The 24,110-nt window shown below is 70.0% G+C and carries 17 protein-coding genes and 3 pseudogenes; 4 read left to right on the forward strand and 16 right to left on the reverse strand.

The features are described 5' to 3' along the window. The 6 genes and pseudogenes from DY245_RS22030 to DY245_RS22050 all read right to left on the reverse strand — a co-directional run. Positions 1 to 380, reverse strand: a pseudogene (locus DY245_RS22030) (hypothetical protein); the annotation flags it as partial. 220 nt (positions 381 to 600) lie between these two features. Continuing rightward, a pseudogene (locus tag DY245_RS22035) lies at positions 601 to 1,400 on the reverse strand (TIGR03936 family radical SAM-associated protein). A 48-nt stretch (positions 1,401 to 1,448) separates the two neighbouring features. Further along, complete coding sequence (locus DY245_RS22040) at positions 1,449 to 2,633, reverse strand: hypothetical protein (RefSeq protein WP_128508987.1); 1,185 nt, start codon at positions 2,631 to 2,633, stop codon at positions 1,449 to 1,451. Positions 2,634 to 2,675: 42 nt separating this feature from the next. Beyond that, positions 2,676 to 3,239: a GNAT family N-acetyltransferase gene (locus DY245_RS45320; protein WP_220377930.1), complete on the reverse strand. Its 564-nt coding sequence runs from the start codon at positions 3,237 to 3,239 to the stop codon at positions 2,676 to 2,678. Between the two features lie 154 nt (positions 3,240 to 3,393). Beyond that, positions 3,394 to 5,291, reverse strand: a pseudogene (locus DY245_RS22045) (TIGR03960 family B12-binding radical SAM protein); the annotation flags it as partial. A gap of 195 nt (positions 5,292 to 5,486) precedes the next feature. Then, complete coding sequence (locus DY245_RS22050) at positions 5,487 to 7,112, reverse strand: CYTH and CHAD domain-containing protein (RefSeq protein WP_128508974.1); 1,626 nt, start codon at positions 7,110 to 7,112, stop codon at positions 5,487 to 5,489. A 185-nt stretch (positions 7,113 to 7,297) separates the two neighbouring features. On the opposite strand from DY245_RS22050, the gene DY245_RS22055 reads away from it, so the two are divergent. After that, a complete protein-coding gene (locus DY245_RS22055; protein ID WP_128508975.1) occupies positions 7,298 to 7,744 on the forward strand; it encodes an ATP-binding protein in 447 nt (148 codons plus the stop codon). A gap of 24 nt (positions 7,745 to 7,768) precedes the next feature. Here the strand turns inward: DY245_RS22055 and rodA are convergent, their stop codons facing one another. The 9 genes from rodA to DY245_RS22100 all read right to left on the reverse strand — a co-directional run bounded on the left by rodA (position 7,769) and on the right by DY245_RS22100 (position 18,444). Then, positions 7,769 to 8,983, reverse strand: a complete 1,215-nt coding sequence (gene rodA, locus DY245_RS22060; protein ID WP_128508976.1) for a rod shape-determining protein RodA — start codon at positions 8,981 to 8,983, stop codon at positions 7,769 to 7,771. Next, positions 8,980 to 11,124: a penicillin-binding protein 2 gene (gene mrdA / locus DY245_RS22065; RefSeq protein ID WP_128508977.1), complete on the reverse strand. Its 2,145-nt coding sequence runs from the start codon at positions 11,122 to 11,124 to the stop codon at positions 8,980 to 8,982. The genes rodA and mrdA overlap by 4 nt, the downstream gene beginning before the upstream one ends. A gap of 48 nt (positions 11,125 to 11,172) precedes the next feature. Further along, positions 11,173 to 11,898 carry a rod shape-determining protein MreD gene (gene mreD / locus DY245_RS22070; protein WP_128508978.1) on the reverse strand — a complete coding sequence of 242 codons (726 nt, stop codon included), beginning with the start codon at positions 11,896 to 11,898 and terminating at the stop codon, positions 11,173 to 11,175. 3 nt (positions 11,899 to 11,901) lie between these two features. Further along, positions 11,902 to 12,834, reverse strand: a complete 933-nt coding sequence (gene mreC / locus DY245_RS22075) for a rod shape-determining protein MreC (RefSeq protein WP_128508979.1) — start codon at positions 12,832 to 12,834, stop codon at positions 11,902 to 11,904. Between the two features lie 259 nt (positions 12,835 to 13,093). Beyond that, complete coding sequence (locus tag DY245_RS22080; RefSeq protein ID WP_003985182.1) at positions 13,094 to 14,113, reverse strand: rod shape-determining protein; 1,020 nt, start codon at positions 14,111 to 14,113, stop codon at positions 13,094 to 13,096. A gap of 294 nt (positions 14,114 to 14,407) precedes the next feature. Then, positions 14,408 to 14,821, reverse strand: coding sequence for a nucleoside-diphosphate kinase (gene ndk, locus DY245_RS22085; protein ID WP_128508980.1), 414 nt, complete (start codon positions 14,819 to 14,821; stop codon positions 14,408 to 14,410). Positions 14,822 to 14,944: 123 nt separating this feature from the next. Beyond that, positions 14,945 to 15,322, reverse strand: a complete 378-nt coding sequence (locus tag DY245_RS22090) for a DUF4233 domain-containing protein (RefSeq protein ID WP_128508981.1) — start codon at positions 15,320 to 15,322, stop codon at positions 14,945 to 14,947. A 2-nt stretch (positions 15,323 to 15,324) separates the two neighbouring features. Continuing rightward, entirely contained in the window at positions 15,325 to 16,836 is a 1,512-nt protein-coding gene (gene folC / locus DY245_RS22095) for a bifunctional tetrahydrofolate synthase/dihydrofolate synthase (RefSeq protein ID WP_128508982.1), read from the reverse strand. Between the two features lie 159 nt (positions 16,837 to 16,995). Beyond that, entirely contained in the window at positions 16,996 to 18,444 is a 1,449-nt protein-coding gene (locus DY245_RS22100) for a peptidoglycan D,D-transpeptidase FtsI family protein (protein WP_128508983.1), read from the reverse strand. 223 nt (positions 18,445 to 18,667) lie between these two features. Here DY245_RS22100 and DY245_RS22105 point away from each other — a divergent pair, with 223 nt between their 5' ends. Next, positions 18,668 to 19,873 carry a hypothetical protein gene (locus DY245_RS22105; protein ID WP_425329427.1) on the forward strand — a complete coding sequence of 402 codons (1,206 nt, stop codon included), beginning with the start codon at positions 18,668 to 18,670 and terminating at the stop codon, positions 19,871 to 19,873. On the opposite strand, the gene DY245_RS22110 is transcribed toward DY245_RS22105, so the two are convergent. Beyond that, the gene (locus DY245_RS22110) at positions 19,839 to 22,460 is read right to left on the reverse strand and encodes a valine--tRNA ligase (RefSeq protein ID WP_128508984.1); all 2,622 of its coding nucleotides are present in this window, start codon (positions 22,458 to 22,460) and stop codon (positions 19,839 to 19,841) included. The genes DY245_RS22105 and DY245_RS22110 overlap by 35 nt on opposite strands. Before the next feature lie 163 nt (positions 22,461 to 22,623). On the opposite strand from DY245_RS22110, the gene DY245_RS22115 reads away from it, so the two are divergent. Next, positions 22,624 to 23,568 carry a hypothetical protein gene (locus DY245_RS22115; RefSeq protein ID WP_128508985.1) on the forward strand — a complete coding sequence of 315 codons (945 nt, stop codon included), beginning with the start codon at positions 22,624 to 22,626 and terminating at the stop codon, positions 23,566 to 23,568. A gap of 43 nt (positions 23,569 to 23,611) precedes the next feature. Then, the gene (locus DY245_RS22120; RefSeq protein WP_128508986.1) at positions 23,612 to 24,052 is read left to right on the forward strand and encodes a hypothetical protein; all 441 of its coding nucleotides are present in this window, start codon (positions 23,612 to 23,614) and stop codon (positions 24,050 to 24,052) included. Positions 24,053 to 24,110: the final 58 nt, after the last annotated feature.

Consider the following 24,110-nt stretch of genomic DNA (forward strand, 5'->3'; position numbering starts at 1 on the left):
TCCACAGCGGCCTCGGCGGGCGTCTCGGCGGCGGCCGGCGCGGCCGGAGCCTCGGTCGGCTCGGCGGCGCCCTCCTGCGGGGTCCCGGCCGGGGACGTGACCTTACGGGTCGCGCGGCGGCGGGCACGGGCGGGCTTGGCGTCGTCCCCGGTGGTGACCGTGGACGCACCCTCCTCCACGGGGGCCGGATCCGCCGCGGGCGCGGCGTCTGTGCTCAGCACCGCGGCTTCGGCGGCGCCATCGGACGTCGGCGGACCGGCCGGCCGGGAAGCCGCACGGCGCCGACGCCGCGGTGGCAGCGTGTCGCTGGGTGAGTGGTTGTCGTCAGCGCCACGGTCCTGGGACTTCGTGGCATCAGTGGGCTCAATGGGCTCGAGCATGCGGGCGGTTCTCCCGTCACGCTCCCGGGCGCCGCGCCTGATTCCGGTAACGGTCCGCGTGATGAGCGCGGGCCCGCTGTCCGGGGCGTGGGCGCCGCACGGGAGCTGTCGTCTCGCTCACCGGGCCCCGTAGGGCGGGGACCGGCGAAAGTCTCCTGGTCAGTGCGTCTGCCGGACCGGGGTGGCTCCCTGGCTGATCGGCGACGCGACGACGGCGGTCCTACGCAGTACCTTCCCCGGCTGCCGGGGAGGCCCCACTCGGCGCCTTCGCGGCACTCAGCCCGGCGGCCTGGGTGGGGCGGCCGTGGCAGCGTCGCGGTCGGGCGCTAGCGGGTCAGTCACCGCGCCGGTCTCCTCATCGAGCAGCCCCTGCGCCAGCCTGGTCACCGCAGCGGGGACCGGCGGCGCCAGGTCGGCCGTAGCTCGGAGGCCGGACAGGACGTCGTCGGGTCGAACGGCAGGTGTCACATGCCGAACAACCAGCCGCAGTATCGCACAGGCTTTGCCGTCGGGCCTATCGCCCTCGCGATCGGAGGCCTCCAGCTGAGCCACCGCGGCACGTGAGTCAAAGGTGCGCATGCCATTTTTCGTACGGCGCTCGACCAGCACCTCCTCCGCGGCAAGGAACGCCTCGACGGCGTGCCCGGCCACCTCGGTCTCGACCCCGTCGAGCCGGAGCTCCCACACCGAGGCCTGCAACCGGTCGGCCAGCCCGCTGGTGTGCGCCTCGACGGCGTCGATCACATCGAGCCCGGCCGGCAGCGACTCGTCGAGCAGTTCGCGAAGCTTTTCCGGATCGCGGTGCTCGGCGAGCTGAATCTCCAAATATTCGGCCTCGCTGCCCGTACCGGTCGGGGCGGCGTTGGCATACGACACCTTGGGGTGCGGGGTGAAGCCCGCCGAATAGGCCATGGGGACCTCGGCGCGGCGCAGCGCCCGCTCGAAAGCGCGCTGGAAGTCGCGGTGGCTGGTGAACCGGAGGCGGCCGCGCTTGGTGTAGCGCAGTCGGATGCGCTGCACCGCCGGTGCGGGCGGCGGGCCTTCGGGCTGTCGCTTGCCCAGTGTCGCTCAGTCCTTCGTGAGTGCGGTCGTACTGCTACCTAGAGTACGTGTCTCGCGGGCCCCCGGTTCCCGGCGGGGCACCTCGGTCACGGCCCGCTCCGACTCCCGGGGCGCGCCGAACAGGGCGCGCCGGATCTCCCTACGGGTCTGCCGCACGGTCTCCCGGGCGCTGCGCAGCGCCTGCCGGACCGGCCGCCAGATGCCGTCCCGGATGCCGTGCCCGAGCGGGGTGAGCACACTGCGGTACGCCCAGCGCAGCGGTTCGACGAAGATCCACCGCAGCAGCGTGCCGAGGAACCTGCCGACGGCACAGGAGATCACCCCGGCGACCCGCCAGCAGAGCCCGAGCGCGGCCCCGACCTCGCGGACGATCACCGTCACCACGGCGGCCAGCGCCCGGCCGACCGGCGCGAGCACATACCTCCACAGGGCGACGACCGGCACGACCACGATCCACCGGACGAGCGTCACAAGGACCGTGGCGATACCCCGCACCACCCAGGCGATACCGTGCCCGACCGGCGTCAACACGGACGCATACAGCCACTGGGCCGGCACCACGACCAGGTAGCGCACGAGCCACGCCACGGCCACCGCGATCCCCCGGCCGACCGGGGCCAGCAGATACCGCCACAGCGCCACCCACGGCCACACGAACAGCGCCTTGCCCAGCCACACCAGCGCCACGCCCAGCGCGCGCAGCAGCCAGGCGATGCCGTGCCCGAGCGGCGTCAGTACGTACGCGTACAGCCACTGGGCCGGGACCACCACCAGGCAGTGCGCCAGCCACGCCACGGCGGCCGCGATCCCCCGGCCGGCCGGGGCGAGGACATACCGCCACAGTCCGGCCAGCGGGGCGACGATCAGCGTGCGCCAGGTCCATGCGAGCGGGATCACCACGAGGGTTCGCCAGGCCCATGCCACCGGCGTCACGACGAGGGTGCGCCAGGCCCATGCCGCGGGTATCACGACGAGGGTCCGCCACAGCCAGGCCAGCGCCCGGCCGAGGGGGCGCAGCACGGTCCGGTCGACGGCCCGGCCGGCGGCAGCCAGCGCGTCCCACACCAGACGCACCGGCACCACGAGCACCAGCACCACGATCCGCACCGGAAGCCGGACCACCGTGGTCACACAGCCCTCACCCGGCTCGTACCGTGCGGGCACCTCCCGCTCCTGGCCGGCGGGCTCCATCGGCCCCATCCGCCCCTCCCCCTTTGTCTGTCCTTCGGCACCTCAGACGTGCGGGTGCGTCGCTTGCGTTCCGGCGTGGATCCAGTAGCGCAGTTTCTCGTCCCGCTGGTCCTCGAACACCCCGCCGCAGGCCTCGATGACCTTACGCGAGCCGGTATTGGTGGCATCACAAGTGACCAACACCGGGTCGATGCCCAGCTCGTGACAGGCGATCGGCAGCGCGGCGCGCAGCATCGCGGTGGCATGGCCACGGCGGCGGGCCCCGGGCCGTACGGCGTAGCCGATATGGCCGCCCCAGGTGAGCAGAGATGCGGTGAGGTGGTGGCGGAAGATGACGCGGCCCAGGTAGCTGCCGCCGTCCACCCACCAGCGCGTGGTCATGGGGACCACACCGTCGGCACGTTCGTCGTACACGATGCCGCCGACCGTGCCGACGTACTCGGCGAACCCCTCGGCGGTGGGCCAGCGGGTGCGCCAAGTCCTCAGCTCGCGGGCCAGGTTGGAGCGCGGGGTGGCCTCCGCACCGTCGGCACGGAATTCGTCCATCGCGGCGAGGAACGAAGCGTGGACATCGACGGTGGGGGCGATCAGCTGCGGTGCCGGCATCGCCACATTCTGCGGGAGTACGCGACGGCCCGGCCCCGCGGGGTGCGGGGCCGGGCCGAAGGCGCTTACGGGAAGGGCTACTTGACGACCGTCAGCGGAAGCAGCTTCTTGCCGGTCGGGCCGATCTGGATCTCGGTGTCCATCTGCGGGCACNTTCTTGCCGGTCGGGCCGATCTGGATCTCGGTGTCCATCTGCGGGCACACGCCGCAGTCGAAGCACGGGGTCCAGCGGCAGTCCTCGACCTCGGTCTCGTCGAGGGCGTCCTGCCAGTCCTCCCAGAGCCAGTCCTTGTCGAGGCCGGAGTCCAGGTGGTCCCAGGGCAGGACCTCCTCGTACGTACGCTCACGCGTGGTGTACCAGGCGACGTCCACGCCGAACGCGGGCAGCGTCTCCTCCGCGGCCTTCATCCACCGGTCGTAGGAGAAGTGCTCGCGCCAGCCGTCGAAGCGGCCGCCGCCCTCGTAGACGGCGCGGATGACCGAGCCGACACGGCGGTCGCCGCGCGAGAGCAGGCCCTCGACGATGCCCGGCTTGCCGTCGTGGTAGCGGAAGCCGATGGAGCGGCCGTACTTCTTGTCACCGCGGATCTTGTCGCGGAGCTTTTCGAGCCGGGCGTCGGTCTCCTCGGCGCTCAGCTGCGGCGCCCACTGGAACGGCGTGTGCGGCTTGGGGACGAAGCCGCCGATGGAGACCGTGCAGCGGATGTCGTTCTGCCCGGAGACCTTGCGGCCCTCGGCGATGACCTTGACCGCCATGTCGCCGATCTGGAGGACGTCCTCGTCGGTCTCGGTCGGCAGACCGCACATGAAGTAGAGCTTCACCTGCCGCCAGCCGTTGCCGTAGGCCGTCGAGACGGTCCTGATCAGGTCCTCTTCCGAGACCATCTTGTTGATGACCTTGCGGATCCGCTCGCTGCCGCCCTCCGGCGCGAAGGTCAGACCCGAGCGGCGGCCGTTGCGCGTCAGCTCGTTGGCAAGATCGATGTTGAAGGCGTCGACCCGGGTCGACGGCAGCGACAGTCCGATCTTGTCTTCCTCGTACCGGTCGGCGAGGCCCTTCGCGATGTCGCCGATCTCGGTGTGGTCCGCGGAGGACAGCGACAGCAGGCCGACCTCCTCGAATCCCGTGGCCTTCAGACCCTTCTCCACCATCTCGCCGATACCGGTGATGCTTCGCTCCCGTACAGGGCGCGTGATCATGCCGGCCTGGCAGAAGCGGCAGCCGCGGGTGCAGCCACGGAAGATCTCGACCGACATCCGCTCATGGACGGTCTCGGCCAGGGGGACGAGCGGCTGCTTGGGGTAGGGCCACTCGTCCAGGTCCATGACGGTGTGCTTGGAGACCCGCCACGGGACGCCGGAGCGGTTGGGCACGACGCGGGAGATCCGCCCGTCGGCCAGGTACTCGACGTCGTAGAACTTGGGGACGTAGACGCTGCCGGTCTTCGCGAGGCGGAACAGCAGCTCATCGCGGCCGCCCGGCCTGCCCTCGGCCTTCCAGGCGCGGATGATGTCGGTGATCTCCAGCACCGCCTGCTCGCCGTCGCCGACCACAGCGCAGTCCAGGAAGTCCGCGATCGGCTCGGGGTTGAAGGCCGCATGGCCGCCCGCGAGGATGAGCGGGTGGTCCTCCGTACGGTCCTTGGACTCCATCGGGATGCCGGCCAGGTCCAGGGCGGTGAGCAGGTTGGTGTAGCCCAGCTCGGTCGAGAACGAGACGCCGAGCACGTCGAAGGCGCCGACGGGGCGGTGCGCATCGACGGTGAACTGCGGGACGTTGTGCTCACGCATCAGCGCTTCGAGGTCCGGCCACACGCTGTACGTGCGCTCGGCCAGCACGCCCTCGCGCTCGTTGAGGACCTCGTAGAGGATCATGACGCCCTGGTTGGGCAGACCGACCTCGTACGCGTCCGGGTACATGAGCGACCAGCGGACGTCACAGGAGTCCCAATCCTTGACGGTGGAGTTCAGCTCACCGCCGACGTACTGGATGGGCTTCTGCACATGCGGAAGCAGGGCCTCGAGCTGTGGGAAGACCGACTCGGCAGACATCTCGAACCTTCGTGAGCTGGCAGGGGGCGACTCTCAAGCGTAACCGCTCAAAGTCACCCCCTCGCACGGCGATCGGACACCCCCGCAGTGGCGGGGAGCACAGGGTCCAGCGCACTTCGCACTCGTCCCACGGTGGATCACCTCCGCGTCGGCGGAGCAGCCGTGCACCGATGAAACGATCGACCACCTGTGCGGTTACGGCCTGAGCCGGGCACGCAGGCCGGCCCGGGAGGCTTTCGCCCACACCCCCGGCAGCTCCCGCTCCCGATCGGCCGCGCGGGCCTCCTCTCGGCCGTACAGCAGACCGAACGTGAAGCCGCCCTCGCCGGCCTGCTGTGCCTGGGTCGCCAGCTCGCGCAGTGCGCCGCGCGCCACGACGCTGTCCTGGTGGTCGCCCAGCAGCTGCTGCACCCGCTTGGTCCACCGGGCGAACCTCTTCGCCGGGCGCCCGAGCGCCGGGCGGGCCGCCTCCGCGGCGTAGCGCGTCCGCTTCGCCGCCTTGCGGGCGCCGTGCAGCGCCTCGTCCCGGGCCTGTCCGGCCGGGGTGTCCAGCGCGGTCTCCATACGGCGGGCCAGCCGCCGGTAGTCCTTCAGCACGGCCTGGGCCACCACCTCGGGCGCCGGCCGGGTGGCGGCCTTGCGCAGCGGCGGCGCCTCCAGGAGGGCGTGCAGGGTCTTCAGCAGCGAGAGGTAGCGCGGCCCGTCCAATACGGCGAGCAGCCGGCCCCGTGAGCCGGCGCGGCGCCGCTCCGACCAGATGCGCAGCCGGGCCGCCACCGGTCCCAGCCGTAGCGTCCGGGGCAGCTCCGCCAGTCCGGCCCGCAGCCGCTCGGTCAGCACCTCGCGGTCCCGGTCCACCCCCAACTCCGCTGCCAGCCACTTGAGTTCGATGCCGATGGGCTCGGTGACGGCGCGGTCCAGCACCTTGGCGTACGAGCGGAATGCGCTGCGCAGCCGGCGGGTGGCGACCCGCATCTGGTGCACCGAGTCGGGGAGGTCGCGGCGTACCGCCGGATCCAGTTCGATGATCACGCGCACCTGCTCGCGGACGTAGCGCAGCACGATGTCCCCGGCGGTGCGGCCCGCCTTCCCGGAGCGTTTCCCGGAGCGTTTCCCGGAGCGTTTCCCGGAGCCTTTCCCGGAGCCCTTGGTGCGGTCCTTGTCGGGCCGGGCGCGCTCCAGCCCGGTCTCGGTCAGCGCCCGGGCGAGCTTCGACGCCGCCGCGGCGGGGCGGACCCCCGCCGCGGCCAGCGCCCGGCCGATCTCGTCGAGCAGCCCGGCGTCCCCGTCGCCGTCCTCGATCAGCTCGACCTCGATCTCGCGCCACCGGGCCTCGGCGGGGCCCGCTCCCGTCTCCCCCGTCTCCCCCGTCTCCCCCGCCTCGCCGGCCCGCCGCGCCCGCACCGTGTCCTCCGCCACCTCGGCGAGCGGGGCGCCCGCGGCGTCCTGGAGCAGCCGGACCGTGCGCCGTGTGCGCAGCCGTACGAGCGGGATCAGCTCCTGGTCCAGCACCCGTGAGCGTACGAGCGCGGTCAGCTCGGCGGGGGGCGTGTCGGACAGCGGTGCGCGCACTTCGTCCCGTACTCCGGGTGCGACGGGCAGCTTCAGATGCCAGCCGGCGTCCTTGCCGCCGGTGCGCCGCCGCAGCGTGATGCCGTCCGCGGCGAGACGCTGGTCGGCGGTGTCGTAGTAGAGGGCGTCCAGGACCTCGACGCCCTGTTCCACCACGGTTGCGACCCGGTCGATCCCGGCCAGGTCCGGCAGCTGTGTGTCGTCGCCGGCCTCGTACTTCCGCTCGATTTCCCGCACGGTGTCCGCCATGCATCGAATTTAGCCATCGTCCCGGCCGAGGACCACCCACCCGACCCGGGAACCACCACGGGCATATCAGGTCCGGACGAGCGGGTAGCACTTGCCATGGAACGTGCCTTACGGTGTGTCACGAACCACACACACAGAGTGGCGCCTCCGGTGCTCACTCGACCCCTCAGGAGAGGGAGACGCCCGTGCACCCCCACACCACAGCCGTCGTCAGAACACCCATCCGCATCTCGGCGGGCGCCCGCCCGTTCCTGCTGGCCGCGCCGAGCGCACCCACCACCCCGAAGGCCGCCCGCGACTTCGTACGCGCCGTGCTGCGCCGTACGCCGCTGGCCCCGCTGCTGGACACCGCGGTGCTGCTCACCTCGGAGGCGGTCACCAGCTCCCATCTGCGGACGCCGCGGTCCGCGGACATCCTGCTGCGGCTGCTGACCGCGGAGCACGGAGTGCGGATCAGCGTGCACGACGAGGCGCCGATCCGCCTTCCGCGGCCGGCGCCGGCGGCCGGTGAGCAGGAGGCCGATCTCGGTCTGCTGCTGACCAGCCATCTCGCCGACGACTGGGGCACCACGCCCTTCGCGGGCCTGCCGCGGTCCACGTCGCTGTGGTTCGAGCTGCGCATCGACCGATGACGCGGAGCGGGCGATGGCGCGGAGTCAGCGGGAGGCCGACAGGGGGCGTTGTACGCGGATCGACTGGAGCAGCCCTATGGCGATCCAGACCGCGAACATGGAGGTGCCGCCGTAGGAGACGAACGGCAGCGGGAGGCCGGTGACCGGCATGATGCCGAGCGTCATGCCGATGTTCTCGAAGGACTGGAAGGCGAACCAGGCGATGATGCCGGCCGCGACGATCGTGCCGTAGAGCTCGGTGGACTCGCGGGCGATCCGGCAGGCGCGCCACAGGACGATGCCGAGCAGGACGATGATCAGGCCCGCACCGAGGAAGCCGAGCTCCTCGCCGGCGACGGTGAAGATGAAGTCCGTCTGCTGCTCGGGGACGAACTGGCCGGTGGTCTGACTGCCGTGGAAGAGCCCAGAGCCGGTCAGTCCGCCGCCGCCGATCGCGATCCGGGCCTGGTTGGTGTTGTAGCCGACGCCGGCCGGGTCGAGGCTCGGGTTGGCGAACGCGGCGAAGCGGGCGATCTGGTAGTCGTCGAGCAGACCGAGCTGCCAGATGGCGACACAGCCGACGACGCCGGTGCCCACCAGGCCGAGGATCCAGCGGTTGGAGGCGCCGGAGGCGAGCAGCACGCCGAGGATGACGGCGCCGAGCACCATGACCGAACCGAGGTCGGGCATCAGCAGGATGACGGCGACAGGGACGGCGGCCAGGCCGAGGGCCTGGACGACGGTGCGGTGGTCGGGGTGCGGGCGGTCGCCCGCGTCGACCCGGGCCGCCAGGATCATCGCCATGCCGAGCGTGATGGTGATCTTCGCGAACTCGGCGGGCTGGAGGGAGAAGCCGCCGGGGATCGCCAGCCAGGAACGCGAGCCGTTGATGGTGGCGCCCAGCGGGGTCAGCACCAGCAGCGCCAGCACGACCGACAGGGCGTACAGGATCGGGATCGCGCCGCGCAGCGTGCGATGGCCCAGCCAGATCGTGCCGGCGGCCAGCGCCAGGCCGATGCCGGTGTTGAGCAGGTGGTGCAGGAAGAAGAAGTACTCGTCGTTGTGGTTGAGCGCGGTGCGGTTGCGGGTGGCGGAGAAGACCAGCACCGAGCCCATGAGCGACAGCGCCAGGCAGGACAGCAGCAGTATCCAGTCCAGCTTGCGCACCACGGAGTCACGCGCGGTCAGCTTGCCCCAGGTGCCGAGCTCGGGGGTGTAGCGGCGGATGGAGAAGGCCCGGGAGGTGTGGCTGGTCGTCACTGTGGGCTCCCCGAGGGTGACGGCGACGGCAGGACGTACGGCTTGATGGGCTGCGCCTTGATCGTGCCGTCACCCTCGATTTTGGGGAGCGAGGCCTGCGGCTTCGGCAGCAGAGCGGTCTTCGGGTCGATCTCGCCCTCGGGGCTGACTCCGTACAGGGCGTTGTAGATGTTGCGCACGGCCGGGCCGGAGGCGCCGGAGCCCGTACCACCCTGGGAGATCGTCATGACGATCGTGTAGTCCTTGGTGTACGTCGCGAACCACGAGGTCGTCTGCTTGCCGTAGACCTCGGCGGTACCGGTCTTGGCGTGCATCGGGATCTTGTCCTGCGGCCAGCCCTGGAAGCGCCAGGCGGCGGTACCGCGGACGGCGACGCCGGCCAGCGCCGAGTCGATCTGCCGGAGCGTCTTGGACGTGTCGGGCAGCTTGCCGTGCGACTTGGGCTTGATCATCTGGATGTGCTTGCCGTCGGGGCTGACGATCGCCTTGCCGACGGTCGGGTCGTACAGCGTGCCGCCGTTGCTGATCGCGGCGTAGATGGTCGCCATCTGGATCGGGGTGACGAGGGTGTCGCCCTGTCCGATGGCGTAGTTGATCGAGTCGTAGGCGTGCAGCTTCATGCCTTCGAGGCAGCCCTCACGGGCGAGCTTGGTGCCGAAGTCCTTCTTCTTCGGCCAGGCCTTGGCCTGCTCGCACCAGCCGGCCTTGTTGGCCATCCAGAAGTCGTGCTTCCACTTGCGGTCGGGGACCCGGCCGCTGACCTCGTTGGGGAGGTCGATGCCGGTCTCCTTGCCGAGGCCGAACTGGTGGGCGGTCTTGTAGAACCAGTCGTGGCGGTCCTTCTTCGGCTTGTCGCCGCCGTCCTTCTTCCACTCCTCGTGCGAGAGCCGGTAGAAGACGGTGTCGCAGGAGACCTCCAGCGCGCGGCCCAGGCTGATGTCGCCGTGACCCTCTCCCTCGAAGTTCTTGAAGACCTGGCCGCCGATGCTGTACGAGCTGGTGCACGGGTAGTGGCCGTTGAAGTCGTAGCCCGCGTTGATCGCGGCCGAGGTCGAGATGACCTTGAAGATCGAGCCGGGGGCGGCCTGTCCCTGGATGGCGCGGTTCAGCAGCGGGTAGTTGGAGTCCTTGCCGGTGAGATGGGCGTAGTCCTTGCCGGAGATCCCGCCGACCCACGCGTTGGGGTCGTAGGTGGGGTTGGAGGCCATCGCCACCACCCGGCCGGTCTTCGCTTCCATGACGACCACGGCGCCCGAGTCGGCCTTGTAGTTGGTGCCGGTGTTCTTGTCGTGAACCTGGCGGGCGTCCTTCATGGCCTGGTCCAGCTGCTTTTCCGCTATGGCCTGGACGCGGGCGTCGACGCTGGTGACGACGCTCGCGCCGGCCTGGCCCTTCTCGCTGTTGGCCTGGCCGATGACCCGGCCGAGGTTGTCGACCTCGTAGCGGGTGACGGCGGCCTTGCCGCGCAGGTAGTCGTCGTACTGGCGCTCCAGACCGGACCGGCCGATCTGGTCGGAGCGCAGCAGCGGCGAGCGGCTGTTCTTGGCCTTGTTGATCTCCTCGTCGGTGACCGGGGAGAGGTAGCCGAGGACCTGGGCGGTGTTGGCGTCGCCGGGGGCGGCGTAGCGGCGGACGGCGGTGGGCTCGGCGCTGATGCCGGGGAAGTCCTCGGAGCGCTCGCGGATCTGGAGGGCCTGCTGGGTGGTGGCCTCGTCGGTGATCGGGATCGGCTGGTAGGGCGAACCGTTCCAGCAGGGCTGCGGGGTCTTGGAGTCGCACAGGCGGACCTTGTTGCGGATCTCCTTGTCGGACATGCCGAGCACCTTGGCGAGCCGGCCGAGCACGGCCTTGCCGTCGTCCTTCATCTTCAGCAGTTCGGTACGGCTGGCGGAGACGACCAGACGGGTCTGGTTGTCGGCCAGCGGCACTCCGCGGGCGTCGAGGATCGAGCCGCGGGTGGCGGGCTCGATGACCTGCTGGACGTGGTTGCTTCTCGCCTCGTTGGCGTACTCCTGGCCGTTGCGGATCTGCAGATACCAGAGCCGGCCGCCGAGGGTGAGCAGCAGGGAGAAGACCAGGATCTGGATCGCGATGAGCCGGACCGAGACGCGGGAGGTCCGGGTTTCCGGGAGATTACTCATGGCGCGCAGCGCCTCCACGAGGGGTGGTGGTCGGAAGACGGGAGGGCGTCACAGCCGCTTGACCCCCTTGATGCGGCCCGCCTTGTCGCGGGCCGACTTGCCGAGCAGGCCGCTGCGCTGGCTGCCGATGCGCGCCCCTTTGGACGACCCGGTGCGCATGGACTTCATGGCGCCGCGGCTGGCCTTGAGGCCGGTGCCGGTGGTGAGCCAGCCGTACCCCGAGTCGTTGGCCGAGCCGCTGGTACTGCCGGAGCCGTCGCCGACCAGCGGATCGCCCTCGGTTCTGCGCGCCATCGCCATCACCAGCGGGACGGTGAAGGGGGCGAGCAGCAGGTCGTAGAGGGTGGCGCTGAGCAGCAGTCCGACGATGCCGACGTGCCGGGCGGCGGTGTCGCCGACGAGCGAGCCGACGCCGGCGTACATCAGCGTCGAGCCGATGGCGGCACCGATGACGACCATCAGCGGCAACGTCGCCGAGCGGTGCTGCCCGGAGTCCGGCTTGGTCAGGCCCGCGACATAGCCGATGACGCAGAGCACCAGCGCATAGCGGCCGATGGCGTGGTCGGAGGGCGGGGCGAGGTCGGCCAGCAGTCCGGCGAAGAAGCCCACGAGCGAGCCGCCGACGTGGCCGTAGACCAGCGCGAGGCCGACCACGACCAGCAGCAGCAGATCCGGTACGGCGCCGGGCAGTTGGAGGCGCGCGAGGATACTGACCTGGATGACGAGGGCGACGACCACCAGCGGGGCCGAGAGCAGGATCCGGTTGATGCGCATCGGTCAGCTCCTGGGAGAAGCGCTCGCGGAGGGGGTGGCCGTGACGGTGACCGTCGGAATCGGCTTGGGCTTGGCCGGCCGGCGCGGCAGGACGGTGTCGCGCGGGTCCTCGCGGGGCGGCTGGACGACGACGCCGACGATGTCGAGCTGGGAGAAGGCGACGAAGGGCCGGACCTGGAGGGTGCGGGTCAGATCGCCGTGGGACGGCTCGACCTTGACGACCTTGCCGACGGGCACGCCGGGCACGAACGGCTTGTCCTTGCTGGAGCCGAAGGTGACCAGCCGGTCGCCCTTCTTGACGTCGGCCCGGCCGTTGAGGAGCTGAACGCGCAGCGAGCGGACGCCCTGCCCGTTGGCGAAGCCGATCTCGTTGGTCTTCTCCATGCGGGTGCCGACGGTGAAGTCGGGGTCGGCGGCCAGCAGCACGGTGGAGGTTTCGGCGCCGACGGTGGTGACCCGGCCGACCAGACCGTCGCCGTTGAGGACGGTCATGTCGCGGGCGATGCCGTCGCGGCTGCCGGCGTCGATGGTGACGGTCCAGGAGAAGCCCTGGGCCGAACCGATGGCGATGACCTGGGCGCCCTTGATGGCGTACTGGCCGGTGCCCGCGGTCTTGAGGATCTTGTCGAGCTCGGCGGCACGGCTGCGGTTGCGGTCGGAGGAGCCGAGCTTGGCCTTGAGCGCCTCGTTCTCGTGCTCCAGCTTGCTGATCCGGTCGTGCCGCCGGCCGGAGTCGCGTACGGCTCCGACCGCGTTGCCGATCGGGTTCACCACGCGGGCGACGCCGCTTTCGACCGGGCCGAAGGCGGAGGCGGCGGCTTGCCGGGCGCCATCGAGCGGGGACTGTTCGCCGCCTCGGATATCGACCGTGATCAGCGCGAACGCGATCGCGACCAGCAGCACCAGCAGCAGCCGGCTCTCTCGTGTGTCCCTCACGTGCGGCGGCCGTGTCCTTCCTCGTAGGACCGGCCGGCTGCGGGCCCCGCCGGTCTCGTTCGGGAGTTGAGCGTTGTGCCTTGATATGACGGTGCCGGATGGTGAAGCGTCAGTGCACCGTGTCTGTCGGGATGTTGTGCCTGTATATCAGCGATTCGCAGATCCGCTGTCCGCCGGCCGGAACGGCTGCTGTCGCCATGGTGCCCGACCGCCGCGGACGCCGCATGACGGCCGCTGCGCGGTCGGGATTCGGCCCTTGTTACCGGCGGGGCTGGGAGTCGAGGACCTGCTGGAGCGCCTCGAACTCCTCGACGCACTTGCCGGAACCGAGCGCGACGGAGTCGAGCGGGTCCTCGGCGATGTGGATGGGCATACCGGTCTCGCGGCGCAGCCGCTCGTCGAGGCCGCGGAGCAGGGCGCCGCCGCCGGTGAGCACGATGCCGCGGTCCATGACGTCACCGGACAGCTCCGGCGGGCACTTGTCGAGCGTCGTCTTGACCGCGTCGACGATGGAGTTGACCGGCTCCTCGATGGCCTTGCGGACCTCGGCTGCCGAGATGACGACGGTCTTCGGCAGGCCGGAGACCAGGTCGCGGCCGCGGATCTCGGTGTGCTCGTCCTGTTCGAGGTCGTACGCCGAGCCGATGGTGATCTTGATGCTCTCGGCGGTGCGCTCGCCCAGCAGAAGGCTGTACTCCTTCTTGATGTGCTGGATGATCGCGTTGTCGAGCTCGTCGCCGGCCACCCGGATGGACTGGGCGGTGACGATGCCGCCGAGGGAGATGACCGCGACCTCGGTGGTGCCGCCGCCGATGTCCACGACCATGTTGCCGGTGGCCTCGTGGACCGGCAGGCCGGAGCCGATCGCGGCGGCCATCGGCTCCTCGATGATGTGGACCTGGCGCGCGCCGGCCTGGGTCGAGGCCTCGATGACCGCGCGGCGCTCAACTCCGGTGATACCGGAGGGAACGCACACCACGACCCGCGGGCGGGCCAGATAGCGACGCTTGTGGATCTTGAGGATGAAGTAGCGGAGCATCCGCTCGGTGATCTCGAAGTCGGCGATCACGCCGTCCTTCAGGGGCCGTACGGCGACGATGTTGCCGGGCGTGCGCCCGATCATCTTCTTCGCCTCGGCACCTACCGCGAGGATGCCGCCGGTGTTGGTGTTGATGGCCACGACCGACGGCTCGTTGAGGACGATTCCGCGGCCCCTGACGTACACCAGCGTGTTGGCGGTCCCGAGGTCGACAGCCATGTCACGGCCGATGAACGACATGTTGTTCCCCATGAGGATACGTCTGGCCTTCCCAACTGGAGCGAATGCTTACTGGAGGTCGGCAGGAGGTGATGCGCTGTGAGGCGCGGAAGCCTCCATCGTAGTTCGTAGTGCGCCCACTCGAACACGTCGGGAGGCTGTTCCGCCATTGTCAGCCGTACACGCACCCGCCCCCCTTAATGGTGACGTCGTGTCGCGGTGATGCGTTCCCCCGATCGTGTCGCATACACCAAAGGGCGACCGATGTTTTTGTCGGTCGCCCCTGGTCACGGGGGGTGTACAGCTGATGAAGTGTCAGGAAATCCCCGGAAAGAAAATCTTGATCTCGCGCTCTGCGGACTCTTCGGAATCCGATGCATGGATCAGATTCTCTCGGGTGATCGTTCCGAAGTCCCCACGAATGGACCCACTCGGCGCGGCAATCGGGTCAGTCGGACCGGCCAGCGCCCGCACGCCTTCGATCACCCGCTCACCCTCGACGACCATCGAAACAACCGGTCCGGAGGACATGAAGGCGACCAGGGGCTCGTAGAACGGCTTGCCGACGTGCTCCGCGTAGTGCTGTTCCAGGATCTCGCGGTCCAGGCCGCGCAGCTCCAGCGCGCTGATCGTCCAGCCGGCCTTCTTCTCGATACGGCCGATGATCTCGCCGATCAGACCGCGCTTGACGGCGTCGGGCTTGAGGAGGACGAGGGTGCGCTGGCTCACGGAGGGACTCCCTGGATATGAACAACGGTCAGCGGGTGCACTGAGGCTACATGGGTGACAACGCCGTACGCGGTCCAACCCCCGGCCTCCGACGCGGCCCCTGCGGGCCCCGCCGCGGCCGCGCTACGCCGTCCCGCCCACCGGCTCCCCCGCCGAGTCGCCCGAGGCCTCGGCCTGGGCCGCCCAACGGGCCTTCGCCGCATCGACCTTGCGGCCGAAGTGGACCGACGCCCACCACAGGGCCGCGAAGACCGCGCCCAGGAAGAACATCGTCGGGACCACGAAGCCGCTGGCGATCAGGGCGATCTGGAGCGCCCAGCCGAGCTGGACGCCGCCGGGGCGGGTCAGCATGCCGCACAGCAGGACGGTCAGCAGCATCGCGATCCCGCTGACCGTCCAGATCGTGGCCGTCGACAGATCGGTCAGCTGCATCGCGACCAGGCCGGCGAAGCCGATCACGAAGAACTCGCCTATCAGGGTGCTCGCACACAGTGTGCGCATGGTCAGCTCCTCCCCAGCAGCAGTCGGGCCTCGCCGACCGTGATCACCGAGCCGGTCACCAGCACACCCGCTCCGGAGAACTCGCCCTCTTCCTCGGCGAGGGTGATCGCCGCCTCCAGGGCGTCGTCGAGCCGCGGCTCGACCTGGACCCGCTCGGCGCCGAAGACCTCGACGGCGACCGCCGCCAGCTCATCGGGATCCATCGCACGATGGCTGGAATTACGGGTCACCACGACCTCGGCGAAGATCGGCTCGAACGCCTCCAGGAAACCCCGTACGTCCTTGTCCGCACTGGCGCCGACGACGCCCACCAGCCGGCTGAACCCGAACGCCTCGGTGACCGCCTCGGCCGCCGCCTGGGCGCCCGCGGGGTTGTGCGCCGCGTCCAGCACGACCGTCGGACTGCGCCGGACGACCTCCATCCGGCCGGGCGAGGAGACGGCGGCGAACGCGGAGCGGATGGTGTCGATGTCCAGCGTGCGGGCGTGGTCCGAGCCGACGCCGAAGAACGCCTCGACCGCGGCGAGCGCCACCGCGGCGTTGTGCGCCTGGTGGGCGCCGTACAGCGGGAGGAAGACCTCGGGATATTCGCCGCCCAGGCCGCGCAGCGTCAGCATCTGGCCGCCGACCGCGACCTCACGGGAGAGCACCCCGAACTCCATGCCCTCACGGGCGACCGTGGCATCCACCTCGACCGCGCGCTTGAGCATCACCGACGCCGCGTCCACCGGCTGCTGGGCCAGCACGACCGTGGCGTCCTTCTTGATGATCCCGGACTTCTCGCCGGCGATCTGCTCGGGCGTCTCCCCCAGCCGGTCGGTGTGGTCCAGCGCGATCGGGGTGATGACGGCGACATCGCCGTCGATGACGTTCGTCGCGTCCCAGGTGCCGCCCATGCCGACCTCGACGACCGCGGCGTCCACCGGGGCGTCCGCGAAGGCGGCGAACGCCATCGCGGTCAGCACCTCGAAGAACGACAGGCGGAACTCCTGCTGGGAGTCGACCATCTCCAGATACGGGGCGATGTCCCGGTAGGTCTCGATGAAGCGCTCGGCGGAGATCGGGCCGCCGTCCAGGCTGATCCGCTCGGTGATGGACTGGACATGCGGGCTCGTGTAGCGGCCGGTGCGCAGGTCGAAGGCCGACAGCAGGGCCTCGATCATGCGGGCGGTGCTGGTCTTGCCGTTGGTGCCGGTGATGTGGATGGACGGGTACGCGCGCTGCGGCGAGCCCAGGATGTCCAGCAGCGCCACGATGCGCTGGACCGACGGGTCGAGCTTGGTCTCGCCCCAGCGGCCGGCCAGCTCCTCCTCGACGGCGCGCAGCGCACGGTCGACCTCGGGGTCGCCGGGCCGCGCGGGAACACCGTCCTGCGGCGGTCCGGCCTGCGCACGCAGGGTCCGGCTGCCGGCCTCGATCACCGCAAGATCGGGATCTCTGTCGGTCTCCGCATCGACCAGTTCGTCGAAGGCGTCGTTCGGGTCGGGGTCGTCGTTCTGGGGGCGCTCGCTCACGCCGACCAGTCTACGAGGCACGTGTGACAGCGGTGCGCTGCGCTGCCGTCCGCCCCGCATGCGCCGTGACCTCGGGCCCGGTCGGCATGATCGTCGCCCCGGCCCGCGCGCGTACAGCGGTGCCGCGGCCCCCCGCGTACGCCGGCGGCGCCCGGTGCCTTACGACAGTGCGGCCTGCATCATGGCCCGCGCGATCGGGGCCGCCAGCCCGTTGCCGGACACCTCGTTGCGGGCGGCATGACCGTCCTCGACCATCACGGCCACCGCCACCTGGTGCCCGTTGCCGTCCTCGGCGTACGAGACGAACCAGGCGTAGGGCGTGCCGCTGTTGTCGACGCCGTGCTGGGCGGTACCGGTCTTGCCGCCGACGGTCAGTCCGTCGATCTTCGCGTGGGACCCGGTGCCCTTGTCCACGACCGTCTGCATCGCCGACCGCAGCTGCGCGGCCGTGTGCGCCGACATGGCCTTGCCGTACGTCTTCGGACCGTTCTCCTGGACGGTGTTGCCGCCGCCGTCGGTCAGCCTGTCGACCAGCTGCGGGGTCTTCAGCTCGCCGCCGTTGGCGAGGGCCGAGGCGACCATCGCCATCTGCAGCGGGGTCGCCTGGTCGTTGAACTGGCCGATCCCGGACAGCGCGGTCTGGGCCTCGTCCATGTCGCCGGGGTAGACGCTCTTGGCGGCCCGCACCGGGGTGTCCACCTTGCTGTCGTTGAAGCCGAACTTCTCGGCCTGTGCCTTGACCTTGTCCTTACCCAGGTCGACGGCCATCTTCGCGAAGACGGTGTTGCAGGAGTACTGGAGCGCGGTGCGGATGTCCGCGTTCTTGCAGGGCGCGGCGGCGTTCTCGTTGGTGAGCGTGGTGCGGGTGTGCGGGAGGGTGTACGGGTCGGGGCTGTCGGTGGGCTCGTCCACCGACGCGTACAGGCCGTTCTCCAGCGCGGCCGCGGCGACCACCAGCTTGAAGGTGGAGCCGGGCGGCAGCGGCTGCCGCAACGCCCGGTTGACCTCGGGGTTGTCGGTGTCGTCGGACAGCTTCTGCCAGGCCTTCTGGTCGGCGGCGGAGGACCCGGCGATCTTCCCCGGGTCGTACGACGGTGTGCTGACCATGCCCAGGATCCGCCCCGTGGCCGGATCCAGGGCGACCGCGGCGCCCTTCTTGTCGCCCAGTGCCCGGTAGCCGGCCCGCTGCACCTTGGAGTCGATGGTGGTGGCCACATCGCCGCCCTTGGCCCGCGTACGGGTCAGCGCGTCCGCGGGGCTCTGCAGCCGGCTGTCGGAGCCGTCAAGGAGGTCGCCGTAGAGGCTCTCCAGCTGGTTGCTGCCGAAGATCTGCGAGGAGAAGCCGGTGACCGGCGCGTACAGCGGGCCGTCCTTGTAGGTCCGCTTGTACTTCAGCGTGGCGGAGGTGGCGGCGGAGCCGGTGACCGGCTTCCCGTCGACGAGGATGTTGCCCAGCGGCGCCGCGTACTTGCCGATCGCCACCCGCGGATTGTGCGGGTCCTCCTTGAAGTCACCGGCCTTTGCGCCCTGGATCCACGTGGCCCAGCCCATCAGCGCGAGTATCAGGGCGAGACAGAAGACCGAGACCCGTCGCAGTGGCTTGTTCATGGGGCGCGGCTCCTCCGTGCTGAACTGGCGTCTCTGCCGAACTCCGGCATTTTGGTCCACCGTGCCTCGGCTTCATGAGAGCGCCCTGAGAGCGCCGTGAAAGCGGCCCGCATCGGCCCGATCCGCCGGCCGGAACAACTTTCTGCCGCTTTTCCCCCTCTTCGACGGCGGGCTGTGTGTGTCCGGAGCAGGCAGCGGTCGGGAAGGCAGGAGCTGAAGACGAGTGCCGGCAATCAGTCAGCGGATGCATTTGGTGCTGCTCACCGCCTGGACCGTGCTGTGGTTCGCCGTCGTGGAGCCGCACGGCGGGTTCTCCTGGCACTATCTGCGCAGCGGCGGCGAACTGATCTACCAGGGCACCTCGGGCGACGGCACCGGCGGGCTCAACCTCTACGCGCACCACCCCGAGCTCCAGATGGGCCCGCTCAGCTTTCTGACGGCCGGCCTGTTCAACCCCTTCCCCGAGGCCACCGGCCAGTTCCTCGCCGCGGCCCTGATGTCGCTGCTCGGCCTGGTCATCGTGGTGCTGGCGGGCCGCAGCGCCGCCCATCACTTCCTGGGCACCGGCACCAACCACCAGCGGCTGCGGCAGCGCGTACTGATAGCCGGACTGGCCTTCATCCCCATGTGGATCGAGGTCGCGGTCCGCTTCGGGCACCTCGACGACGTCCTCGCGCTGTTCTTCACCGCCCTCGCGGTCCGCGCCGTCACCCGCGGCAATGCCGCCCTCACCGGCGTCTTCCTGGCTCTCGCGATGGATTCCAAACCCACCGCCCTCGCCTTTGTCCCCCTGCTGCTCGCCCTCCCCAGGGAGAAGTGGCTGCGGGCCGGCCTGTGGTGCGCGGGTCTGGTCGCCGTCGCCTGGCTGCCGTTCTTCATCGGCGACTCGCAGTCGTTCGCCGCGGCGAAGTTCGCCATCCCCAACCATCCGGCGTCCGCCCTGCGCTGGCTGGGCGTCGGCGACCCGGAGACCCCCGGCTGGGACCGCCCCGCGCAGGCCGCCCTCGGCCTGGCACTGGGCTCGATAGCCGTCTGGCGCGGCCGCTGGGCGGCGGTGGTCCTGCTGGGCGCCAACGCCCGTATCGTCCTCGACCCCAGCGTCTACACGTACTACACCGCGTCGGTGCTGCTCGGCACCCTGCTGTGGGACGTCATCGGACAGCGCCGCCTGGTCCCCTGGTGGAGCTGGCTGGCGCTGCTCATCCTCTACGGCAGCGTCTTCGCCGTCCCCGACGACGCCGCGCGCGGCCTGATCCGCCTGGCGTTCGTGGCCGTCTCGACGGCGTACGTCCTGCTCTGGCCGGTACGCGAACGGGGGCGCGGGGGACGGCGGGGACGGCGCAGGCCCCCCGCCCGTGAGGACGAGGGGCCTGCGCAGGTCCATGGGACCGGTGCTACGCCTTGGGCAGGGCCGCCAGCTGCGCGGTGATCCGGACGATGTCCGCCTCCGCGGTCTCCAGCCGGCCGCGGATCTTGTCCACGACCTTCTCCGGCGCCTTGGCGAGGAACGCCTCGTTGCCGAGCTTGCCGAGGGCCTGCGCCTTCTCCTTCTCCGCTGCGGACAGATCCTTCGTCAGGCGCTTGCGCTCCGCCTCGACGTCGATGGCGCCGGACAGGTCCAGGGCGACCGTCGCGCCCGCGACGGGCAGCGAGGCGGTGGCGCTGAAGCCCTCACCGGCCGGCTGCAGCCGCAGCAGCGAGCGCATCGCGGCCTCGTGCGCGGCCAGCGCCGTACCGGACAGGTCCAGCTGCGCCGGGACCTTCTGGCCCGGCTGAAGGCCCTGGTCGGAGCGGAAGCGGCGGACCTCGGTCACGACCTGCTGAACGCTCTCGATCTCCCGCTCCGCGGCCGCGTCCCGGAAGCTGGAGTCGGCCGGCCATTCGGCGATGACGAGCGACTCACCGCCGGTCAGCGTCGTCCACAGGGTCTCGGTGACGAACGGGACGATCGGGTGCAGCAGTCGCAGCGTGACGTCCAGGACCTCGCCCAGCACCCGGCGCGAGGCGTCGGCGGCCGGTCCGCCCGCCATGAACGTGGTCTTGGACAGCTCGACGTACCAGTCGAAGACCTCGTCCCAGGCGAAGTGGAAGAGGGTGTCCGACAGCTTCGCGAACTGGTAGTCGTCGTAGTACGCGTCGACCTCGGCGACGACCGAGTTCAGCCGGGAGAGGATCCACCGGTCGGTCGCCGACAGCTGCTCGGCGGGCGGGAGTTCACCCTCGACCGTCGCACCGTTCATCAGCGCGAACCGCGTGGCGTTCCAGATCTTGTTGGCGAAGTTACGGGACCCCTGGACCCAGTCCTCGCCGATCGGGACGTCGACACCGGGGTTCGCGCCGCGCGCCAGCGTGAACCGAACGGCGTCCGACCCGTAGGCGTCCATCCAGTCCAGCGGATTGACCGCGTTCCCGAAGGACTTGGACATCTTCTTGCCGAACTGGTCACGGACCATGCCGTGCAGCGCGATGGTGTGGAACGGCGGGGTGCCGTCCATCGCGTACAGCCCGAACATCATCATCCGGGCGACCCAGAAGAAGAGGATGTCGTAGCCGGTGACCAGCACAGAGTTCGGATAGAACTTCTCGACGCTCGGGGTCTGCTCGGGCCAGCCGAGCGTGGAGAACGGCCACAGCCCGGACGAGAACCAGGTGTCCAGGACGTCGGTGTCCTGGTGCCAGCCCTCGCCGCTCGGCGGCTGCTCGTCCGGTCCGACGCAGACGACCTCACCGCTCGGCCCGTACCAGACCGGAATGCGGTGACCCCACCACAACTGGCGCGAGATGCACCAGTCGTGAAGGTTGTCCACCCAGCCGAAGTACCGCGACTCCATCTCCTTGGGGTGGATCTTGACCTTGCCCTCGCGGACCGCGTCACCCGCGGCCTTCGCCAGCGGGCCGACCTTGACCCACCACTGCATCGACAGCCGGGGCTCGATGGTGGTCTTGCAGCGTGAGCAGTGCCCGACGGAGTGCGGGTACGGACGCTTCTCGGCGACGATCCGGCCCTCGGCGCGCAGTGCGCCGACGATCGCCGAACGGGCCTCGAAGCGGTCCAGACCCTGGAACGGGCCGTGCGCCGTGATCACACCGCGCTCGTCGAGAACGGCGAGGTTCGGCAGGCCGTGCCGGCGCCCGATCTCGAAGTCGTTGGGGTCGTGCGCAGGCGTGACCTTGACGGCGCCGGTGCCGAACTCCGGGTCGACATGCTCGTCCGCGACGACCGGGATACGGCGGCCGGTCAGCGGCAACTCGATCTCGGTGCCGACGAGATGGGCGTACCGCTCGTCCTCCGGGTGCACCGCGACGGCGGTGTCACCGAGCATCGTCTCGGCACGCGTCGTCGCCACGACGATCGACGCCTCGCCCTCGCCGTACCGGATCGAGACGAGCTCGCCGTCGTCCTCCTGGTACTCCACCTCGATGTCCGAGATGGCGGTCAGACAGCGCGGGCACCAGTTGATGATCCGCTCGGCGCGGTAGATCAGCTCGTCGTCGTAGAGCCGCTTGAAGATCGTCTGGACGGCCTTGGACAGGCCCTCGTCCATCGTGAAGCGCTCCCGCGACCAGGCGACGCCGTCGCCCAGCCGCCGCATCTGGCCCGAGATCTGCCCGCCGGACTCGTCCTTCCACTGCCAGACCCGCTCGACGAACGCCTCACGGCCCAGGTCGTGCCGCGAAACGCCCTCCTTGGCGAGCTCGCGCTCCACGACGTTCTGGGTGGCGATACCGGCATGGTCCATGCCCGGCTGCCAGAGCGTCTCGTAGCCCTGCATCCGCTTACGACGCGTGAGCGCGTCGATCAGCGTGTGCTCGAAGGCGTGCCCCAGGTGCAGGGAGCCCGTGACGTTCGGCGGCGGGATGACGATCGTGTACGGCGGCTTCTCGCTCTTCTCGTCCGCCTCGAAGTAACCCCGCTCTACCCAGCGCTCGTACAGCGGCCCCTCTACATCGGCCGGCGTGTACTGAGTCGGCAGTTCGGGGGCGCTGTGGTTGCTCTGCTGAGTGTTCTCGGTCACGACGGACAGTGTACGGGCGCGGATGTAGCAGCTTCGAATCGGTTTCGCCCCCGGGGCACCGGCTGTCAGCGGCGTCATACAGGATGTCGGCAGCGCATAAACATCGCAGTACTTCACACGCAGAACTTCAACTGTCTTCAGTTGTCACGAGGGGAACCGCTCCATGAGCTACAACCAGCCGCCTCCCGGCCCGTACGGACAGCAGCCCCAGCAGCCCGGCCCGTACGGCCAGCCGCAGCAGCCGCCGGCCCCCCAGCCCGGTTACGGCTACCCGCAGCAAGGCGGCCAGGTGCCTCCGCAGCAGGCCTACGGCTACCCCCAGGGCCAGCCGGCCCCCCAGCAGGGCTACGGCTACCCCCAGCAGCCCGCCCAGCCCGCCTATGGCCAGCAGCCCCCGTACGGCGGCCAGCAGACCCCCTACGGCGTGATCCCCCAGGGCCCCCCGGAGTCCGGCGGCAGCGGCAAGAAGATCGGCCTGATCATCGGCGCGGTCGCGGTCGTCGCCGCGATCGGCGTGGGCGCGTACTTCGTCTTCGGGTCGGGCGGGGATGTGAAGCCGTACACGATCTCGCTGCCGGAGAAGCTGCTGAGCGGGCAGTTCTCGAAGGTCCCCGGAGCCGGCCAGGGAGCCGAGGACTTCGCCAACGACAAGGAAGCCAAGGCACTGGGCATCACCAACAGCAAGGGCGTCAGGGGCAGCTACAAGGCCGACGGCGGGCTGACGATGACCGTGATTGGCGTGTACGGCACCATCGGCGACCCCGAGGGCACTGTCAGCCAGATGTTCGCCAAGGTGGACGAGAACGAGAAGAAGACCATGGGGGACGCCAAGGTCGAGGACGTCACGCCGACGACCGAGTACTCACCGAGCGACTTCGACGGTGCGGTGATGAAGTGCAGGGCGCAGAAGGTCACGGTCTCGCGGGGCGGCGTGACTGTGCCCGTCAGCGTCTCCACCTGCATCTGGGGCGACAACAGCGCCATCGGCGTCGTCCAGATGGCGGCCGCCCCGTCCCCCTCCGGCGCCGCCACGGCCACAACGCCCAGTGCGGAGGAGCTCTCCGACAAGACCGCCAAGATCCGCAACGCGGTCCGCAAGGAGAAGTAGCGATACCGCCCCGTTCCTTGAGGCTTCAAGGCGCTCGATGAGGATGCCTCGTCGAGCGCCTTTCGCTTACGGCGAGGCGAACCAACACATCCGGCAGAGCATTGGCCAAAACCTCACGCATGCCGGCAAAGCGGGATTCACCGACTGCTACCTTCACCTCGACCGAAAGATCAACAACGAGGGGATTGTCATGCGCAACGCAGTACGTCGCTTCGCCGCGGCGACTGGAGTACTGGTGGCGGCAGGTGCGCTTCCGATCGTGGCGACCGCACCGGCTCACGCCACCACCAAGCAGTGCACGTCGTTCCTGGCCGACTTCGGGTACACGGTGGGACCCAAGGTGCGCAGTGCGTGCAGCCTCGCGGGCACCGGCGACTGGATAACGCGACACGGGAATGTCGGCTTCTGCCAAGGCATACTGACGGCCATACGCGTCAAGCCGGAGCACGCCAACAAGGCTTGCGATCTGGGCCTCGAGAACTGAACCGCTGATCCACACCAGTAACCACAGAGCCGCCCGGCAGCGAATTCGCTGCCGGGCG

This window comes from Streptomyces inhibens (genome assembly GCF_003389455.1).
Classification (GTDB): domain Bacteria; phylum Actinomycetota; class Actinomycetes; order Streptomycetales; family Streptomycetaceae; genus Streptomyces; species Streptomyces inhibens.

Coding starts and splice junctions, on each gene's coding strand:
- mreD (WP_128508978.1), bottom strand. CDS start 11,898: ATGCGCATCAACCGGATCCTGCTCTCGGCCCCGCTGGTGGTCGTCGCC.
- DY245_RS22040 (WP_128508987.1), bottom strand. CDS start 2,633: ATGGAGCCCGCCGGCCAGGAGCGGGAGGTGCCCGCACGGTACGAGCCG.
- DY245_RS22050 (WP_128508974.1), bottom strand. CDS start 7,112: ATGGCGGACACCGTGCGGGAAATCGAGCGGAAGTACGAGGCCGGCGAC.
- DY245_RS22080 (WP_003985182.1), bottom strand. CDS start 14,113: ATGTCGTTCATCGGCCGTGACATGGCTGTCGACCTCGGGACCGCCAAC.
- DY245_RS22100 (WP_128508983.1), bottom strand. CDS start 18,444: ATGAACAAGCCACTGCGACGGGTCTCGGTCTTCTGTCTCGCCCTGATA.
- DY245_RS45320 (WP_220377930.1), bottom strand. CDS start 3,239: ATGCCGGCACCGCAGCTGATCGCCCCCACCGTCGATGTCCACGCTTCG.
- mrdA (WP_128508977.1), bottom strand. CDS start 11,124: ATGAGTAATCTCCCGGAAACCCGGACCTCCCGCGTCTCGGTCCGGCTC.
- DY245_RS22090 (WP_128508981.1), bottom strand. CDS start 15,322: ATGCGCACACTGTGTGCGAGCACCCTGATAGGCGAGTTCTTCGTGATC.
- DY245_RS22120 (WP_128508986.1), top strand. CDS start 23,612: ATGCCTCGTCGAGCGCCTTTCGCTTACGGCGAGGCGAACCAACACATC.
- DY245_RS22115 (WP_128508985.1), top strand. CDS start 22,624: ATGAGCTACAACCAGCCGCCTCCCGGCCCGTACGGACAGCAGCCCCAG.